The organism is Pseudarthrobacter sp. J47 (assembly GCF_049810315.1).
Classification (GTDB): domain Bacteria; phylum Actinomycetota; class Actinomycetes; order Actinomycetales; family Micrococcaceae; genus Arthrobacter.
The window spans coordinates 2,854,106-2,871,363 of the sequence record NZ_CP187358.1; the positions used below are offsets into that span (position 1 = coordinate 2,854,106).

Here is a 17,258-nt window from a genome sequence, read left to right on the forward strand (position 1 = left end):
CCGTCCGGCACCTGCTTTCATCTTCGTTCCAGTCCACGACACCGCCGAAGGATCTTATGGACGTCATCATCGAAAACCTGCCCATCTATTGGGACGGCTTTCTCCGCACCCTCTATCTTTCAGCCGTCTCGGGGCTCATCGCACTTGTACTGGGCACCTTCGTGGCGTCCGCCCGCGTTTCCCCTGTCGCGGCCCTCCGTGGCTTCAGCACCGTCTATGTGGAAGTCCTCCGCAATACCCCGCTGACCATCGCTTTCTTCTTCGCGGCTGTGGTCCTTCCGCGGCTTGGTGTGACTTTTGAGCAGTTCGAAATCGCCGCGATCATCGCCTTGAGCACGTACACCTCCGCCTTCATCGCCGAAGCCATCCGGTCCGGTGTCAACAGCGTTCCGGTAGGCCAGGCCGAAGCCGCCCGCAGCATCGGCATGAAATTCGGCCAGGTCCTGGGCCTCATCATCCTGCCCCAGGCGTTGCGGACAGTGGTTCCGCCCATGATTAATATCCTGATCGCGCTGGTCAAGAACTCTTCAGTGGCCGGCGCCTTCTACGTCCTGGAACTGTTCGGACACGGCCGCCAGATGGCCAACGCAAACGGTGACCAGGTGATGGCAGTCCTCCTCGGCGTTGCCTTCTTCTACCTGCTGCTGACCGTTCCGCTGGGCATCCTGGCCAGCACCGTCGAACGAAAGGTGGCGATTGCCCGATGACTTCAGTCCTTTACGACGCTCCCGGCCCCAGGGCCCGTAGGGTCTCCCTGATCGCCTCGATCGTTGGTGCCGTCCTGGTCCTTGGGCTGCTGGCATTGATTGTCTTCACGTTGGCCCAGCAGGGCATCTTCGAAGGCCGACGCTGGGCGATCTTCACCCGCGGTGATGTGTGGACGTTGATCCTCAACGGCATCGGCGCCACCCTGACCGCCGCCGCGTTGTCCGCCGTCATTGCCTTCCCGCTTGGCCTGATGCTCTGCCTGTTGCGGATTTCCCTGGTGGCGTGGATCCGGGTCCCTGCCCGCGTACTCCTGGAATTCCTGCGCGGCATGCCGGTGGTCCTGATGATGCTGTTCGTGCTGCTGGTCTTCGCAACGTCGCCGTTCATCGCCGTAGTGACCGGCCTTGTGCTGTACAACTCTGCCGTTTTTGCCGAGATCATCCGCGCCGGCATCGCGTCCCTGCCCAAGGGACAGCGCGAAGCCGGCCTGGCCATCGGCCTCACCAGCTTCAAATCGCGCATGCTGATCGAACTGCCGCAGGCCGTCCGCCGCATGATGCCGTCCCTGGTGGCACAGCTGGTGGTGCTCCTGAAGGACACCTCGCTGGGCTACATCGTGGCTTACGCCGAGCTGCTCCGCGCGGTTCAGGTGATGGCGGACTTCCTGGGCAACCAGTACCTGTTCCCCATCTTCTTCGTGGCTGCCGGCATCTACATCGCCATCAACATTGCAGTGTCACGGCTTGCTGTGTGGATCGAACGCCGCGGCTCCAAGAAGGCTGCGGGCGGTGTGGCCCCGGCCATCAAGACCGTGGACCTCCAGATGCCACAGCCCGGAAAGCTCTAAGGCCACAGGCTCAACGAAAAGGTCCGGAACCACCTGGTTCCGGACCTTTTCGTTTGAAAGCGCGCGGTCTACCCGAGCAGCCACGTGCGGAGCGCCCCGAGGCACTCCCGGATGGCATCGGCGTCGACGTGTTCATTGTCCTTGTGGGCCAGCAGCGGATCGCCGGGGCCGAAGTTGACGGCGGGAATCCCCAGTTCGCTGAAACGGGCAACGTCCGTCCAGCCATACTTGGGCTTGGGCTCGGCACCAACAGCCGCCACGAACGAGGCAGCAGCCGGATGGTTCAGCCCGGGCCGGGCGCCGGCTGCAGCGTCTGTCCGCACCACGTCGAAGCCCTCCAGCAGCTCACGGACTTGCGCCTCTGCCTGGTCCGGCGTCTTATCCGGGGCGAACCTGTAATTGATCTCCACCACGCACTTGTCCGGGATGACGTTGCCGGCAGTGCCGCCGTGGATCTTCACGGCGTTCAGGCTCTCGCGGTAATCGAGGCCGTCAACGTTGATGGTTTGGGGCTCGTATCCGGCCAGCCTCGCCAGGATGGGGGCGGCGGCGTGGATGGCGTTGCTGCCCATCCACGCGCGGGCAGAGTGTGCTGCTTCGCCGCGGGTGGTTGCCTCGAAACGGCTGGTCCCGTTGCAGCCGCCCTCCACTGTGCCATGCGTCGGCTCCAGCAGGATGGCGAAGTCACCGCGCAGGAGATCAGGGTGGTTGCGTACCAGGCGGCCCAGGCCGCTCTTCACGGCTTCCACTTCCTCGTGGTCATAAAACACAAAGGTGACGTCCTTGACCGGTTCCGTCCCGCCGTCGAACAACCTGGCCGCAAGGGCGAGCTGGACGGCAACGCCGCCCTTCATGTCCGTGGTTCCACGGCCGTACAGGATGCCTTCACCCGGCGTGCCGGACTCCCAGGTGGAGGGGACAGTACCAAAAGCGCCGGGGGTGGTGGGCAGCGGCACCGTATCAAGATGCCCGGCCAGGATCACGCGTTCGGACCGCCCCAGTTCCGTGCGGGCGATGATGGCATCGCCGTCGCGAACTACGCTCAAGCCGGGCAGAGCGCGCAGTGCCGCCTCCACGGCGTCGGCCAGTGGGCCCTCATTGCCGGAGACACTATCGACGTCGATCACGTCAGCCGCGAGCAGGGCAACGTCCTGCAGCAGGTCCAGCGGCGGAACGGCAGGGCGGTTGGGAACAGGATTCAGCGAGGCAGGGTGGGCAGTCACGTTGCCAGTCTAGTTCGAGTCTTGGCACCGGCTCTCGATACACTGATGCCATGACTGAGACTGCCGCTTCCACCGTGCCCGAAAACCAGACCGCAGCCCCCGATTCCCGCTCCGCCTACGGTTTTGGCGTGGCCACCATCGCCACCACCGGTTCCGGGGACGCCGCGCAGTCCACGGTCCTGGACGTCTGGTTCCCGGCCCCCGCCCTGGGTGTGGCGGCGGAGAACCTGCGCGCCGTGGAAAACGCTGACGACGTGCTTGAGGAAATCGCCGCCAACGGCTCCGACGCCGACCGCGGAACCGAGCAGAAGGTCGTCTTCGTACAGATCAACCTCGACGAGGCACCTGCTGACACCGCAGATGCCTACCTGCGCCTCCACCTCCTCTCGCACCGCCTGGTAAAGCCGAACACCATCAACCTGGACGGCATCTTCGGCAAGCTCCCCAACGTTGTCTGGACCAACTTCGGCCCGGCCGCTGTCGAGGGCTTTGAGCTGACGCGCGCCCGCCTCCGCCGCCGCGGCGCCGTCACCGTATACGGCGTGGACAAGTTCCCCCGCATGGTTGACTACGTGGTCCCGGCCGGGGTCCGTATTGCTGACGCTGACCGCGTGCGCCTTGGCGCCCACCTGGCTGAGGGCACCACGGTGATGCATGAGGGCTTCGTGAACTTCAACGCGGGAACACTGGGCACCTCAATGGTCGAAGGCCGCATCTCCGCAGGCGTTGTGGCCGGGGACGGCACTGACGTTGGCGGCGGCGCGTCCATCATGGGCACCCTGTCCGGCGGCGGCAAGGAAAAGATCGTCATCGGTGAGCGTGTACTCCTGGGCGCAAACTCCGGCGTCGGCATCAGCATCGGTGATGACTCTGTAGTGGAAGCAGGCCTGTACGTCACGGCAGGCACCCGGGTCCGCGTTCCCGGTCCCAAGGACGAACTGGGTGAGGACACCACAAAGATCGTCAAGGCCGTGGAACTCTCCGGCGTCCCCAACCTGCTGTTCCGTCGCGATTCCACCAACGGCGCCGTCGAAGCACTGCCGCGCAAGGGCCAGACCGTCGAACTGAACGACGCCCTGCACGCCAACTGAGTCCGTGCCACAACAACGCACGGTTCGCCGGGCACTGACAGCATTACTTGTCATTGCCTTGGCAGCCGTCGGGATCTACACAGTGGTGGGGTTCCTGCAGCGCTCCGAGACCCTGGTCTCGGAGCGCTGCACTGCAACAGTTGGCGCATTATCCGCGGAGCTGGCTACTGACCAGGCCCACAACGCAGCACTGATTTCCGCACTCGCCGTGCGGCGCGGCCTGCCGCCCCGTGCGGCCACCATTGCCCTGGCAACGGCCATGCAGGAATCAAAGCTGCGCAACATTGACTATGGCGACCGTGCAGGTCCTGATTCCCGGGGATTGTTCCAGCAGCGCCCGTCGCAGGGCTGGGGTACCGAAGCCCAGGTGATGGACCCCTACTACGCCACAAACGCCTTCTACGATGTCCTCGTGACCGTTGAAGGGTATGAAGCCCTTCAGATTACCGAAGCCGCACAAAGGGTCCAGCGCTCGGCGTTCCCGGAGGCCTACGCCCAGCATGAGGACATGGGCAGGGCCTTCGCTTCCGGGCTGACCGGCCAGGCTCCCGCAGTGGTTACGTGCACGCTCCGCTCCCCCGAAGCGTCAGGAGATACCGCGGCGGTTATCCAGGAACTGGAAGCGGCTTATGGGCCCATCACGGCTACGCCGCAGGAGGACGGCAGCGTGCGCGTCGAGACACCTTATGCATGGTCTGTGGCGCAGTGGGCCGTGGCCAGTGCCAAGGACCTGGGGATCACAGGGGTGGAAGTCGGCGGCCAGGCCTGGGACCGGGGCACCAGGACCGGCTGGCAGGCAGCCAGTGGTACCGCAGAGAATGTGGTTCCAGACGGCACTGTGGAGATCCGGCTGGCCGTGGTGGAGGACAGCTAGGCCAGCAACTCCACCACGGGCTGGACGTAGCTGCGGAACAGCTCAGGCTGGCTCAGGAGATCCTGGCTCATGATGATCCGGTTGGGCTCGAGGTACCAGGCCCGCTGCTCGTTCAGGGGCAGCTCAATGATGGACAACTCAAAATTCCGTGCGCTGCGGCCAACTTCCATCAGCCTGTCTTCCACGAGGTCATCCAGCAACAATTGTGCTCCGGCCGCCTCACGCTCCGCCTCCAGCTCCGCGTACTCGCTGCGGCGGTCGCGAGCCCAGCTCAAGGCCGCGCCAAAGTGGGCCTGCAGGACACGCTGCAGGGCCGGAGAATTACCGAAGGACGTGAAATCCGGAGGCGAGAGGTCCGGGCGGCACTGCGGATAAGCCTTCAAGAGCTGGTGCCACCAGGCTTCCCACTCGGTGCGAAGGGAACCCTGCCCGCCAACATCAGCAGTCAGGTGGGAGTGGTCCGATGCCCGCACTTTGGGCGAAACCGGACTCAATGCCGGCTGGCCGATTCCTTCAAGCCCGGCAATATCACGCGTATAGAGGGCGATCATCATGGGGCCAGAGGTATCCATGGTGATCCGCCAGCCGTCACCCTCCCTGTGGTGCATCATCCCTCCCAGGACGCCTGGGCTCCGTCCGGATTGACCGGCCCAGCGCGCTTCTTAGTGTATTCCTCCCAGGGCCGGTTAGCTGCTGGAACGGGTCTGCATTCCTGCGAGGTGGGCTTGCAGGACGTCGTGGCACATGGCAGCAGACATCCATTCCGGTTGCAGCAGCGCGTGCATGCAAAGACCGTCAAGGACGGCCAGCAGGTGCTCAGCTTCAACCACCAGACGATCCCCGAGTCCGGCTCCCGGCAAAAGCCCGCTGATCACCTGGCCGACAATCGCCGCCACGGCCCGGTGGCTGCGGTCCGCCTCCCCGGCAAGGAAAGGCTTGATCCGGGCAGCATTCTTGAAGGCCATCCAGACGCAGGCATCCATGGCCCGGTCCTCATCAAGCGGCAGGAACTCACCCAGAAGTGTCAAAACAGCCTCGAGGTGTGCCGCGCTGCCCGGCTGCTGCGCAAGCACCACGGACTCAGCAGCCGCCAACCGCTGCAGCACACGGTCCACCACCGCAGCGAAGGCGTACCGATGAAGTTCCTCGCTCCCGGCAAAGTAATGCCTGACAGACCCCACGGCCAGCCCGGCCTCATCCGCCACCTCGCGCAGCGAAGCCCGCTCCAGTCCATCACTTGCAATAATCCGCCAGACTGCGTCTACTACATCCTGCCGACGGGCCTGCGGGTCTACGATTTTGGGCACCCCCTTTTTTAGCACAGATGTGCTTCCCTGCCGTCACACCACACGCGCAAACGGCACGTCAGCCGACACATGGGATAGTTTTGAGGCATGAAAATTCTGGTTACCGGAGGCACCGGTTACATCGGCTCGCACACCGTTTTGTCCCTCCAGCAGGCCGGCCACGACGTCGTCGTCCTCGACAACCTGGTCAACTCCAGCGAGGAGTCCCTCCGCAGGGTGGCCAAGCTCTCCGGAAAGAGCGCCGAATTCCACAACGTCGACCTCGTGGACGAGCCCGCCGTCGAGCAGGTTTTTGCCGGAGCAGGCGTTGACGCTGTCATCCACTTCGCGGGACTGAAGGCAGTAGGCGAATCGGTCCGGGAACCGCTGAACTACTACTACAACAACCTGGTGGGGACGCTGAACCTGCTCCGCGTGATGGACCGGCATGATGTCCGCTCCATCGTCTTCAGCTCCTCCGCCACCGTGTACGGCGGACACAACCCGATCCCGTACGTGGAGAAGATGGAAATCGGCGCGGACAACCCCTACGGCCGCACCAAGGAACAGATTGAAGACGTCCTGTCCGACCTGGGCGCCGCAGACAGCCGCTGGCACATCGCCCTGCTGCGTTACTTCAACCCGGTGGGCGCACACCCGTCAGGCCTGATCGGCGAGGATCCGCAAGGCATCCCCAACAACCTTGTGCCCTTCATTGCCCAGGTGGCCGTTGGCCGGCGCGACAAGCTCATGATCTTCGGCGGCGACTACGACACGCCTGACGGAACCTGCCTTCGGGACTACATCCACGTCGTCGACCTTGCCGACGGGCATGTGGCGGCACTGAACCACGTCGCCGAACGCAGCGGCGTATTCCGCTGGAACCTCGGCTCAGGCAAGGGCACCTCCGTCCTTGAGATGCTGCATGCCTTCGAAAAGGCTGTTGGGAAACCGATCCCCTACGAAATCACCGGACGGCGCGACGGCGACCTCCCCGCCTTCTGGGCCGACGCCTCCTCCGCCCTGGCGGACCTCAGCTGGGCCACCACCAAAACGATCGACCAGATGTGCGAGGACCACTGGCGCTGGCAGAAGAACAACCCCATGGGCTACGCCTCCTGATCTCGACAGGTTCGATCACCGGGCACAAAAACGGCCGCCCACCTTTGCAGGTGGGCGGCCGTTTTTGTTCTTTCGATAACCCGGGGAGTCAGCGCGCGGGGTAGTCGCGGGCCGGCTCTCCGATGTAGAGCTGGCGCGGACGGCCGATCTTCGTCTGGGGATCATTGATCATTTCGCGCCACTGGGCGATCCAGCCGGGGAGGCGGCCGATCGCGAACAGCACGGTGAACATCTTCTCCGGGAAGCCCATGGCCTTGTAGATCAGGCCGGTGTAGAAGTCCACGTTGGGGTAGAGCTTGCGCTGGATGAAGTAGTCATCGTTGAGCGCCTTCTCTTCCAGGCGCATGGCGATGTCCAGCAGTTCATCGTTGCCGCCGAGCTTGGAGAGGATCTCGTGGGCGGTGGCCTTGACGATCTTGGCGCGGGGATCGTAGTTCTTGTAGACGCGGTGTCCGAAGCCCATGAGCCGGACGCCGTCCTCCTTGTTCTTGACCTTCTCCATGTAGTCCTCGGGCTTGGTGCCGTCGGCCTGGATCTGGCGGAGCATCTTGAGTACGGCCTCGTTGGCTCCACCGTGTGCGGGGCCGAAGAGGGCGTTGATGCCGGCCGAGACCGAAGCGAAGAGGTTGGCGTTGGAGGAACCCACCAGGCGCACGGTGGACGTGGAGCAGTTCTGCTCGTGGTCAGCGTGCAGGATGAGCAGCAGGTCCAGGGCCTTGACGATCACCGGATCCAGCTCGTACTGCTCGGCGGGGAGGCCGAAGGACAGGCGCAGGAAGTTCTCCACCAGGTTCATGGAGTTGTCCGGGTACAGCATGGGCTGGCCAATGGACTTCTTGTGGGCGTACGCCGCGATGACAGGCAGCTTGGCCATCAGGCGGATGGTGGATACCTCCACCTGTTCCGCATTGAACGGGTCCAGCGAGTCCTGGTAGAAGGTGGACAGCGCGGATACTGCGGAGGACAGGACGGGCATGGGGTGCGCGTCCCGGGGGAAGCCGCCGAAGAAGCCCTTGAGTTCTTCGTGCAGCAGGGTGTGGCGGCGGATCTTCTGGTCGAACTCTTCGAGTTCGGTGGGGGTGGGAAGGTTGCCGTAGATCAGGAGGTAGGACACCTCGAGGAAGCTGGAGTTTGCCGCCAGCTGTTCGATGGGGTAACCGCGGTAACGCAGGATGCCGGCATCGCCGTCGATGTAGGTAATGGCCGAAGTGGTGGCCGCGGTGTTCATAAAGCCGGGGTCAAATGTGACTGCGCCCGTCTGCTTCAGCAGCTTGGAAACGTCATAGCCTTCGTTTCCTTCTACAACCTGGATGCGCGGGAGCTGGAGCTCCCCACCTGCGTGATGCAGGATGGCGCTGTTGTTCTCAGTCATGGAGTCCCCTTCATGAGGCTTAATAGTCAGTTTTAAACTACAGCGCGATCGCAGGTGTCACTAATTGAGGACCGCGAAATCCCCCCAAAACCGGCACGGAAGTGGTCCGTGTCACATCATTGTTACGACGCTGATACCAGCCGCTCCACTGCGGCGTCGATCCGCTCATCCGTTCCGGTCAAAGCCACGCGGATGTAGCCTTCGCCGGCCTGGCCGTAGAACACGCCGGGACCTACAACAATGCCCAGCGAAGCCAGCCGGTCCACGGTGGTCCAGGTGTCCTCCCCCGCGGTGCACCACAGGTACAGCCCGGCATGGGATTCATGGATGGTCAGGCCGAACCGTTCAAGGGCGGGCACCAGCCGTTCGCGGCGGGAACGGTACTGGTCTTTTTGCTCCTGGACGTGTACGTCGTCGCCCAGGGCCACGCGCAGGGCTTCCTGGACGGGGTAGGGCACGATCATGCCGGCGTGCTTGCGGCTGTTGACCAGGTTGGCCATGAGGTCCGAAGCCCCGGCCACAAAGGACGCACGGTAGCCCGCCAGGTTTGACTGCTTGCTCAGTGAATAGACAGCCAGCAGGCCGTGGTTTGAGCCGCCGGTAACGCGGGGATCGAGGATGCTGGGAACGGGTTCACCGCCGCGCTGGACGTCCCACTCCCCCCAGCCCAGCTCCGCATAGCATTCATCCGAAGCCACCACGGCGCCCAGCTCGCGGGCTTCTGCCACAAGCTTCTTCAAGGACTCGACGCTGCGGACACTGCCGGTGGGATTGCCTGGCGAGTTGACCCAGACCAGCCTGACGCGGGCTCTGGTTGCCTCGTCCAGAGAATCGAGGTCGTCCGCGGCAACAGAGGTGGCACCGGCCAGCGTGGCTCCGATGTCGTAGGTGGGGTACGCAACGGTCGGCCGGACCACAACGTCCCCCTGGCGCAGGCCCAGGAGCAGCGGCAGCCAGGCCACCAGCTCCTTTGAGCCAACTGTGGGCATAACGTCCCGCGGATCAAGGCCGGGAACGCCACGGCGCCGCTCAAACCAGGCGCAAATAGCCTGGCGGAGGGTGGGGGTTCCGTGGACTGTGGGGTAACCGGGGGCATCGGCGGCAGCGTGCAGCGCCTCCTGGATGAGGGCCGGCGTGGGATCGACGGGGGTACCGATCGAAAGGTTCACCAGGCCGCCAGGGTAATCCGAGGCCTTCGCCAGGTAAGGCGCCATGGCCTCCCAGGGGTATTCCGGCAGGCTAAGGCCGAACGCGGCCGTCCCGGTTGTCTCAGTCATGTCCGGCTCAGTGGTCCTGGTTCTGCGGCGGCAGGGCGGCAATCATGGGGTGGTCCTTGCCGGTGTTGCCCAGCTTGGCGGCACCGCCCGGGGAACCGAGGTCGTCGAAGAACTCCACGTTGGCCTTGTAGTAATCGGCCCACTCATCAGGGGTGTCATCCTCGTAGTAGATGGCCTCCACCGGGCAGACGGGCTCACAGGCACCGCAGTCGACGCATTCATCCGGGTGGATGTACAGGGAACGCTCACCTTCATAGATGCAGTCGACCGGGCACTCTTCAATACAGGCCTTGTCCTTGACATCTACACACGGCTGCGCGATTACGTACGTCACGTCCCTTGCCTCTCCAGGTTGTTTCCGGCATCAACCGGTTATTTAGTCCAGCGTTTCCGCCGCATTGTTGCCTACTGAGCCTATTATCTCCCAGCCTGATCCAACGAACCCATCCCTGAGTCGTTGTATGAACGCCGTCTAGGATAAACGGGTGAATCCAGAAGCGCTGAGCCCCCGGGAGTTCCTCAAGTCCGCCGCAGAGGGAACCCGCGTGGTGGTGCGGTACCGCATCCCGGGCGGATTTACGGATGCCCTCGGTTTCCTGCGCACGTGCGACGGTACGTCCTGTACGGTCCAGACCCGAAAGGCCGACGTCGTCATTGTGCTCTCTGACGTTGTGGCGGCCAAGGCGGTGCCTCCAGCCCCGGAACGCAGGGCTGCACGCGTGCCGCACCCCTGAAGCCCTTCACGCCCCTTTTAAAGCCAAAAGCTGCCGGTCCGACGGCGGGACGTACCCGCCGCCGGACCGGCAGCTTTTGCTGGAGCTACCCGGGAGGCCCGGAGTAAGCCAGTGACTAGACCTTGGCGCGCTGGCGGTTGGCCTTGGAGCGTTCGTTGGTGTCCAGGATGACCTTGCGGATCCGGATTGCTTCCGGGGTCACCTCGACGCACTCGTCTTCGCGGGCGAACTCGAGGGACTCTTCGAGGGTGAGATCGCGCGGCGGCGTCAGGTTCTCGAAGGTGTCCGAGGAAGCTGCACGCATGTTGGTGAGCTTCTTTTCCTTGGTGATGTTGACGTCCATGTCGTCGGCGCGGGAGTTCTCGCCAACGATCATGCCCTCGTAGACCTCGGAGGTGGGCTTGACGAAGAAGGAGCCACGTTCCTGCAGGTTGATCATGGCGAACGGGGTCACAACACCGGCGCGGTCAGCGATCATCGAACCGTTGGTGCGGTATTCGATGGGGCCGGCCCACGGCTCGTAGCCTTCGGAAATGGAGGACGCAATGCCTGCGCCGCGGGTGTCCGTGAGGAACTTGGTGCGGAAACCGATCAGGCCACGAGCCGGAACGATGAATTCCATGCGGCACCAGCCGGTACCGTGGTTGGCCATGTTGGTCATGCGGCCCTTGCGGGCTGCCATCAGCTGGGTTACGGCGCCGAGGTATTCCTCGGGGACGTCGATGGTCATGTGCTCCATCGGCTCGTGGACCTTGCCGTCGATGGTGCGGGTGACCACCTGGGGCTTGCCTACGGTCAGTTCGAAGCCTTCACGGCGCATCTGCTCCACCAGGATGGCCAGGGCGAGCTCGCCACGGCCCTGGACTTCCCATGCGTCAGGACGCTCTGTGGGCAGAACCTTGATGGAGACGTTACCGATCAGTTCCTTGTCCAGGCGGTCCTTCACCTGGCGGGCCGTGACCTTCGCGCCCTTGACCTTGCCGGCCAGCGGGGAGGTGTTGATACCGATGGTCATGGAGATCGCGGGATCGTCCACGGTGATCAGCGGCAGCGGCTGCGGGTTCTCGGCGTCGGTCAGGGTCTCACCAATGGTGATTTCCTCGATACCGGCGACGGCGACGATCTCACCGGGACCGGCGGACTCGGCGGGAACGCGGTCCAGGGCCTTGGTGGCCAGGAGTTCGGTGATCTTGACGTTCTTCAGCTCACCGTTGGCACGTGCCCAGGCAACGGTCTGGCCCTTGCGGAGGGTTCCGTTGTAGATGCGGAGCAGCGCCAGGCGGCCCAGGAACGGGGAGGCGTCCAGGTTGGTGACGTGCGCCTGCAGGACACCTTCCGGGTTGTAGGTGGGGGCCGGGATGTGCTCGATGATGGTCTTGAAGAGCGGCTCCAGGTCCTCGTTCTCCGGTGCGGCGCCGTCAGCGGGCTGCTCCAGGGAGGCGCGGCCAACCTTGGCGGCTGCGTAGACAACGGGAACTTCGAGGATCTTGTCCAGGTCCAGGTCCGGAACTTCATCGGCGAGGTCAGAAGCCAGGCCCAGCAGCAGGTCCATGGACTCGTGGACGACTTCCTCGATGCGGGCATCGGGACGGTCGGTCTTGTTGACCAGAAGGATCACGGGCAGGTGCGCGGCCAGGGCCTTGCGGAGCACGAAGCGGGTCTGCGGCAGCGGGCCTTCGGACGCGTCAACGAGGAGGACGACGCCGTCCACCATGGACAGGCCGCGCTCCACCTCGCCACCGAAGTCGGCGTGGCCCGGGGTGTCAATGACGTTGATGGTGATGGTTTCGCCGTTGGACGAAGGACCGTTGTAGGCAACGGTGGTGTTCTTCGCCAGGATGGTGATGCCCTTTTCACGCTCGAGGTCACCGGAGTCCATGACCCGGTCCTCGAGGTGGTTGTGCTCGGCGAAGGAGTTGGTCTGCTTGAGCATGGCGTCGACCAGGGTGGTCTTGCCGTGGTCAACGTGGGCCACGATCGCGACGTTGCGCAAGTCACTGCGTGACGCAGTGTTTGCGGCGGTGTTGGTGGTGGTTTCAGACATGCGTAATGACTCGATTCGTGGGTCAGCTGTAAAGTATCGCGACATTTCCAACTGGAACGCACGACGGATTAGTCCCTTAACACAGGGCACCTTCCCCCATTCTAACGGCTGAGGCAATTATTGGCCTAAAATCCTACGGCTGACTTTCCGCAGCTTGGCGACTTTCCGCCCGACCCGCAAAAGTTGGTGAGCAAGGTCACTGGATTTTCGGGGGCGGGTATCCGATCATTGCTGAAATACCTTGAATCAGCCTGGAGAACGACTGATGCGAAATACCCCGGCCTTGGCCCGCCTGGCAGCACCTGCGCTGGCCGCCATCGTCCTCCTCGTCGGCAGCGGAGCCGCCACGCCCCCGGTGGCGTTACCCGCCGCGGTGGCGCCCGCAGCCCCGGTCCACGCTACCGGGCACCCGACCCCGGCGCCTGTGCCCGCGCCGGCTGATGAAGCACCACAGACTGTGCTGCTGATCGGTGATTCCCAGTCCGAGCCCGCTGACAGCTGGACACGGCGCGGCCTGGCCGCGGCCGGCTACCAGGTGCAGTTCTGCGGCCGGGGCGGTACAGGGTTTGTGGCAGCCAGCAGCACGGCCGACAACTATGTGAAGGCACTGCGCGACGGCGACTGGAACCTGCCGACGGCAGCTCCTGACCTGATCGTCATCCAGGGTGGCGGGAACGACGCCGCCCAAGGGGCTTCGGACAGCCAAATCGCTGCCAATGCCGACCAGCTCATTGCAGGCCTCAAGCAGCGGTACCCGGAATCGGAGATGGTTATGATCGGCACCCTGTCACGCGCAGCGAATGCCGGCGGCGGGCGACGCAGCCAGGTGGATGCCCTCCTGGGACAGGTGGCCGCGGACCACAAGCTGCCATTTATTTCCGTCGGCGACTGGCTCACCAGATACGGACTGGCCAAAGACCTGGCGGACAACGTGCACATGAACGCCGCGGGACGTGAAGCGCTTGGAACGCTGTTGGAAGGCCGGCTGCGGGACCTGGATCTGTAGAAGGCGATGGAGCCGGTGCACTGGCGGCACCGGCTCCATCGCTTATTCAGTTGCTATTCGAGTTACAGTCAGGCAACCTCGGGCGGCAGCATCAGGCTGGCACCCGGGATCGCGTTGAGCAGCGCCTTCGTGTAGTCCTTCTGCGGGGACTCGAAGACATCATCAGTTGCTCCGGTTTCCACCAGTTTGCCCTTCTCCATCACGCAGACGTGGTCAGCGATCTGCCGGACTACGGCGAGGTCGTGAGTGATGAAGAGGTAGGTCAGGCCCAGCTTGGACTGGAGATCGGCCAACAGGTTCAACACCTGTGCCTGGACCAGCACGTCCAGCGCGGATACTGCCTCATCGCAAATGATGACTTCCGGATCCAGTGCCAGCGCCCGGGCAATGGCCACACGCTGCCGCTGCCCACCGGAGAGCTCATTGGGGAAGCGCTGCATCATGGACTGCGGCAGGGCCACCTGGTCCAGGAGTTCGCGGACCTTCTTTTCCCGGCTGGCCGCATTCCCCACGTTATGGGTGCGCAGCGGCTCCTCAATGGTGCGGAAGATGTTGTACATCGGGTCCAACGAACCGTAGGGATCCTGGAAGATGGGCTGCACCCTCCGCCTGAAGGCAAACAGTTCTTTCTTACCCAGGGTGGACGCATCCACCCCGTCAAAGACAATCCGCCCGGACGTGGGCGTCAGCAGATTCAGCACCATCTGTGCCACGGTGGATTTCCCGGAGCCAGACTCCCCCACGATCGCCGTCGTGGTTCCACGCTTGACGCTGAAGGATACGTTGTCCACCGCGGTGAAATCCGTGCTGCGGCCCAGGCCGGAGCGCAGCTTGAATACCTTGGTGAGGTCCTCGATCTTGAGTACGTCGTCAGCGGCAGCCACGACCGCACCTTCCACCGGCGCAAGGAGGTCATCAGTTTCGATGCCTTGTTCCTTGGCCGCCTGGATCCGGCGGGAAGCCAGCGATGGAGCGGACGCCACGAGTCGCTGCGTGTACGGGTGCTGCGGGTTCTGGAGCAGGTCCAGTGACGGTCCCGCTTCCACCACGTTGCCCTGGTACATCACTACGACCTTGTCCGCCCGCTCTGCTGCCAGGCCCAGGTCGTGGGTGATCAGCAGTACCGACGTACCGAGTTCGGTGGTCATGGTGTCCAGGTGGTCCAGGATCTGCCGCTGCACCGTGACGTCCAGGGCGGACGTAGGCTCATCGGCAATCAGGAGACGCGGCTGGCAGGACAGGCCAATGGCAATCAGCGCACGCTGGCGCATGCCACCGGAGAACTCGTGCGGATACTGCTTGGCACGGCGGTGCGCGTCCGGCAGGCCGGCCTGGGCCAGCACCTTGGCGACGTCGTCCGGACCACTGGGCCGGCCGTTGGCCCGCAGGGTTTCCTTGACCTGGTAGCCGATCTTCCACACCGGGTTCAGGTTGGACATGGGGTCCTGCGGGACCATGCCGATCGTGTTGCCACGCAATTCGATCATGCGCTTCTCCGAAGCGTTGGCGATGTCCTCGCCGTCCAGCAGGATCTGCCCGCCGGAGACCTTGCCGTTGGTGGGCAACAGGCCGATGGCAGCCAACGCCGTCGTGGATTTTCCGGAGCCGGATTCACCCACAATGGCAACGGTTTCGCCCGGCATGATGGTGAGGTGGGCATTCTTGACTGCCTTAACCTCACCGCTGCCCGTTTTGAAGGTGATGGCCAGATCACGGATTTCAAGGAGCGGCTTTGCCTGATGCGAGCCGGACTCCTCTATGCGGATTTCAGATGTCATGGTGTTATCTCTCATCGCTGACGGCTCTTCGGATCCAGGGCGTCGCGTACAGCGTCACCGAGCATGATGAAGCTGAGCACGGTAATGGACAACGCAGCGGCGGGATACAGCAGGATGGCAACGTTGGTGCGGATGGCTGCCTGTGCGCCTGAGATGTCATTACCCCAGGACATGATGCTGGGCGGCAACCCGATGCCCAGGAAGGACAGCGTAGCTTCGGCGACGATGAAGACGCCAAGTTCCAAGGTGGCAAGAACGATGACCGGGGCCAGGGCGTTCGGCAGGACATGCCGAAGCAAAGCACCGAATTTCGAGACACCCAGCGAGCGGGCTGCTGTGACGAAGTCTGCATTACGCACTTCGATGACCGCGCCACGGGTAATACGTGCCATTTGCGGCCAGGCCAGCAGAGAGATCACCAAAACGACTGTCCAAACGCTCTTGTTCTCCCTGAACATCGGCAGCTGGGTCAGGACCAGGGCCCCAAGGATCAGCGGCAGCGCAAAGAAGATATCACCCAGGCGGGCCAGGACAGCGTCCAACCAGCCGCCATAATAGCCGGCGATGGCGCCCAGCGTAACGCCAATGATGAGGACGCAAATGACGGAGAGGAATCCGACAGCCAGGGAGGCCTGCGTCCCATAGATTACCCGCGCATAGACGTCGCAGCCCTGGTAGGTGAAGCCAAATGGATGCCCCGGTTCAGGCGCTCCAAGCGAGTTCGCCAGTTGGCAGTTTTCGTTCGGAGCCACGTTTGTGAACAGTCCCGGAAACAGCGCAATGACGGTCAGGATCAGGATCATGACCGCGGAAATAATGAACAGGGGCCGGCGCCGCAGCTTCTTCCATGCCTCCGCCCAAAGGCTCAAAGGCGCCTGGTCTGTGATCTTGGAGTCTGTGGCCTGCAGCGGAGTTTCCTCCACAGGAGCCACAAAGTGGTTTGAATTAATGGTCATAGCGAATCCTTGGGTCAAGCCAGGCGTACAGAAGGTCTACCAGCAGGTTGGCCAGGACGAAGACAAGGACAAGGACGCTGACAATTGCAACAACGGTCGGCCCCTCCCCCCGCAACACTGCCTGATACAACTTGTTTCCGACTCCGGGGACGTTGAAGATGCCCTCCGTGACAATGGCGCCGCCCATGAGGCCGCCGAGGTTCGCTCCCAGATACGTCACCACGGGAATCATGGAGTTCCGAAGGATGTGGTTAAGGACGACGCGCGGACGGGAGAGGCCTTTGGCCGTAGCCGTGCGGACATAATCGGCATTCATGTTTTCGATCACCGATGCCCTGGTCAGACGCAGCACGTAAGCGAAGGACACCAGCCCCAGTACAACGGCAGGCAAAATCAAGTCTGTCCACCCTGCGTTCGCGCCCACCGTGGGCTTGGCCCAGGCAAGATGGACGCCGAACACCAGCTGGAATACAAAGCCGAGGACGAAGGTGGGCACAGCGATGACGACGAGTGAAACAACCAGCACCGTCGAGTCAAAGAGCTTGCCTTTACGCAGTCCGGCAAAAACGCCGAACAGGACGCCGAAAACTGCCTGGATGATTAGCGCTTCGATCGCCAGCATGGCCGTGACCGGAAAGACCCGGCCCAAGGTGGCTGCGATGGGCTGCTGGGTGAAGTCAACACCCAGGTTGAAGGTAAAGAGGTTTTTCAGGAAGAGACCGTATTGGACCCAGAACGGCTCATTGAGGTGATACTGCTCCCGCAGGGCGTCGATGACGGCCTGCGGTGGCTGCCGGTCACCAAAGAGGGCAGCGATGGGATCGCCCGGTAGGGCGAAGACCATGTAGTACACAAGGAGTGTGGTTCCCAGGAAAACAGGGATTACCTGTAAAAGCCTGCGGACGATGTAGCTAAGCACGTGGGCACCCGCTTCCGGGTG

The 17,258-nt window shown here is 63.3% G+C and carries 17 protein-coding genes; 7 read left to right on the plus strand and 10 right to left on the minus strand.

Going from position 1 to position 17,258, the window contains the following annotated elements:
- The first annotated feature begins 56 nt into the window (after positions 1–56).
- The gene (locus tag ACPJW8_RS13055; RefSeq protein ID WP_330187576.1) at positions 57–707 is read left to right on the plus strand and encodes an amino acid ABC transporter permease; all 651 of its coding nucleotides are present in this window, start codon (positions 57–59) and stop codon (positions 705–707) included.
- The gene (locus ACPJW8_RS13060; protein WP_330187575.1) at positions 704–1,555 is read left to right on the plus strand and encodes an amino acid ABC transporter permease; all 852 of its coding nucleotides are present in this window, start codon (positions 704–706) and stop codon (positions 1,553–1,555) included. The genes ACPJW8_RS13055 and ACPJW8_RS13060 overlap by 4 nt, the downstream gene beginning before the upstream one ends.
- Positions 1,556–1,623: 68 nt before the next feature.
- Here ACPJW8_RS13060 and dapE read toward each other — a convergent pair whose 3' ends face one another.
- Entirely contained in the window at positions 1,624–2,778 is a 1,155-nt protein-coding gene (gene dapE / locus ACPJW8_RS13065; RefSeq protein ID WP_330187574.1) for a succinyl-diaminopimelate desuccinylase, read from the minus strand.
- A 50-nt stretch (positions 2,779–2,828) separates the two neighbouring features.
- Here dapE and dapD point away from each other — a divergent pair, with 50 nt between their 5' ends.
- Complete coding sequence (gene dapD / locus ACPJW8_RS13070) at positions 2,829–3,869, plus strand: 2,3,4,5-tetrahydropyridine-2,6-dicarboxylate N-succinyltransferase (RefSeq protein WP_330187573.1); 1,041 nt, start codon at positions 2,829–2,831, stop codon at positions 3,867–3,869.
- A 4-nt stretch (positions 3,870–3,873) separates the two neighbouring features.
- On the plus strand, positions 3,874–4,743 hold the full coding sequence (locus ACPJW8_RS13075; protein WP_330187572.1) for a hypothetical protein: 870 nt from the start codon (positions 3,874–3,876) through the stop codon (positions 4,741–4,743).
- Here the strand turns inward: ACPJW8_RS13075 and ACPJW8_RS13080 are convergent.
- Together ACPJW8_RS13080 and ACPJW8_RS13085 are read right to left on the minus strand one after the other, a co-directional pair.
- Positions 4,740–5,351: a hypothetical protein gene (locus ACPJW8_RS13080; RefSeq protein ID WP_330187844.1), complete on the minus strand. Its 612-nt coding sequence runs from the start codon at positions 5,349–5,351 to the stop codon at positions 4,740–4,742. The two genes, ACPJW8_RS13075 and ACPJW8_RS13080, sit on opposite strands and share 4 nt — an antisense overlap.
- Before the next feature lie 78 nt (positions 5,352–5,429).
- Positions 5,430–6,050, minus strand: a complete 621-nt coding sequence (locus ACPJW8_RS13085; RefSeq protein ID WP_330187571.1) for a TetR/AcrR family transcriptional regulator — start codon at positions 6,048–6,050, stop codon at positions 5,430–5,432.
- Between the two features lie 87 nt (positions 6,051–6,137).
- Between ACPJW8_RS13085 and galE the strand changes: the two genes are divergently transcribed.
- Positions 6,138–7,151: a UDP-glucose 4-epimerase GalE gene (gene galE, locus ACPJW8_RS13090; RefSeq protein WP_330187570.1), complete on the plus strand. Its 1,014-nt coding sequence runs from the start codon at positions 6,138–6,140 to the stop codon at positions 7,149–7,151.
- Between the two features lie 88 nt (positions 7,152–7,239).
- Here galE and ACPJW8_RS13095 read toward each other — a convergent pair whose 3' ends face one another.
- The 3 genes from ACPJW8_RS13095 to fdxA all read right to left on the minus strand — a co-directional run bounded on the left by ACPJW8_RS13095 (position 7,240) and on the right by fdxA (position 10,134).
- Positions 7,240–8,523 carry a citrate synthase gene (locus tag ACPJW8_RS13095; protein ID WP_330187569.1) on the minus strand — a complete coding sequence of 428 codons (1,284 nt, stop codon included), beginning with the start codon at positions 8,521–8,523 and terminating at the stop codon, positions 7,240–7,242.
- 122 nt (positions 8,524–8,645) lie between these two features.
- Entirely contained in the window at positions 8,646–9,800 is a 1,155-nt protein-coding gene (gene dapC, locus ACPJW8_RS13100) for a succinyldiaminopimelate transaminase (RefSeq protein ID WP_330187568.1), read from the minus strand.
- A 7-nt stretch (positions 9,801–9,807) separates the two neighbouring features.
- Complete coding sequence (fdxA, locus tag ACPJW8_RS13105; RefSeq protein ID WP_138136295.1) at positions 9,808–10,134, minus strand: ferredoxin; 327 nt, start codon at positions 10,132–10,134, stop codon at positions 9,808–9,810.
- Between the two features lie 151 nt (positions 10,135–10,285).
- Between fdxA and ACPJW8_RS13110 the strand changes: the two genes are divergently transcribed.
- Complete coding sequence (locus ACPJW8_RS13110; protein ID WP_330187567.1) at positions 10,286–10,534, plus strand: hypothetical protein; 249 nt, start codon at positions 10,286–10,288, stop codon at positions 10,532–10,534.
- Between the two features lie 115 nt (positions 10,535–10,649).
- Here the strand turns inward: ACPJW8_RS13110 and typA are convergent, their stop codons facing one another.
- The gene (typA, locus tag ACPJW8_RS13115; protein WP_330187566.1) at positions 10,650–12,578 is read right to left on the minus strand and encodes a translational GTPase TypA; all 1,929 of its coding nucleotides are present in this window, start codon (positions 12,576–12,578) and stop codon (positions 10,650–10,652) included.
- Positions 12,579–12,843: 265 nt separating this feature from the next.
- Between typA and ACPJW8_RS13120 the strand changes: the two genes are divergently transcribed.
- Positions 12,844–13,584 (plus strand): SGNH/GDSL hydrolase family protein, encoded by a 741-nt coding sequence (locus ACPJW8_RS13120; protein WP_330187565.1) that lies wholly within the window; start codon positions 12,844–12,846, stop codon positions 13,582–13,584.
- Positions 13,585–13,652: 68 nt separating this feature from the next.
- On the opposite strand, the gene ACPJW8_RS13125 is transcribed toward ACPJW8_RS13120, so the two are convergent.
- From ACPJW8_RS13125 to ACPJW8_RS13135, 3 genes are read right to left on the minus strand one after another with little or no spacing between them, the layout of a single operon-like run.
- Positions 13,653–15,362: an ABC transporter ATP-binding protein gene (locus tag ACPJW8_RS13125; protein ID WP_330187564.1), complete on the minus strand. Its 1,710-nt coding sequence runs from the start codon at positions 15,360–15,362 to the stop codon at positions 13,653–13,655.
- Positions 15,363–15,373: 11 nt separating this feature from the next.
- A complete protein-coding gene (locus ACPJW8_RS13130) occupies positions 15,374–16,318 on the minus strand; it encodes an ABC transporter permease (RefSeq protein ID WP_330187563.1) in 945 nt (314 codons plus the stop codon).
- Positions 16,308–17,237: an ABC transporter permease gene (locus ACPJW8_RS13135; protein WP_330187562.1), complete on the minus strand. Its 930-nt coding sequence runs from the start codon at positions 17,235–17,237 to the stop codon at positions 16,308–16,310. The genes ACPJW8_RS13130 and ACPJW8_RS13135 overlap by 11 nt, the downstream gene beginning before the upstream one ends.
- Between the last annotated feature and the right edge of the window lie 21 nt (positions 17,238–17,258).

Coding starts and splice junctions, on each gene's coding strand:
- ACPJW8_RS13130 (WP_330187563.1), bottom strand. CDS start 16,318: ATGACCATTAATTCAAACCACTTTGTGGCTCCTGTGGAGGAAACTCCG.
- typA (WP_330187566.1), bottom strand. CDS start 12,578: ATGTCTGAAACCACCACCAACACCGCCGCAAACACTGCGTCACGCAGT.
- dapD (WP_330187573.1), top strand. CDS start 2,829: ATGACTGAGACTGCCGCTTCCACCGTGCCCGAAAACCAGACCGCAGCC.
- ACPJW8_RS13055 (WP_330187576.1), top strand. CDS start 57: ATGGACGTCATCATCGAAAACCTGCCCATCTATTGGGACGGCTTTCTC.
- ACPJW8_RS13120 (WP_330187565.1), top strand. CDS start 12,844: ATGCGAAATACCCCGGCCTTGGCCCGCCTGGCAGCACCTGCGCTGGCC.
- ACPJW8_RS13095 (WP_330187569.1), bottom strand. CDS start 8,523: ATGACTGAGAACAACAGCGCCATCCTGCATCACGCAGGTGGGGAGCTC.
- ACPJW8_RS13080 (WP_330187844.1), bottom strand. CDS start 5,351: ATGCACCACAGGGAGGGTGACGGCTGGCGGATCACCATGGATACCTCT.
- ACPJW8_RS13125 (WP_330187564.1), bottom strand. CDS start 15,362: ATGACATCTGAAATCCGCATAGAGGAGTCCGGCTCGCATCAGGCAAAG.
- galE (WP_330187570.1), top strand. CDS start 6,138: ATGAAAATTCTGGTTACCGGAGGCACCGGTTACATCGGCTCGCACACC.
- dapC (WP_330187568.1), bottom strand. CDS start 9,800: ATGACTGAGACAACCGGGACGGCCGCGTTCGGCCTTAGCCTGCCGGAA.
- ACPJW8_RS13060 (WP_330187575.1), top strand. CDS start 704: ATGACTTCAGTCCTTTACGACGCTCCCGGCCCCAGGGCCCGTAGGGTC.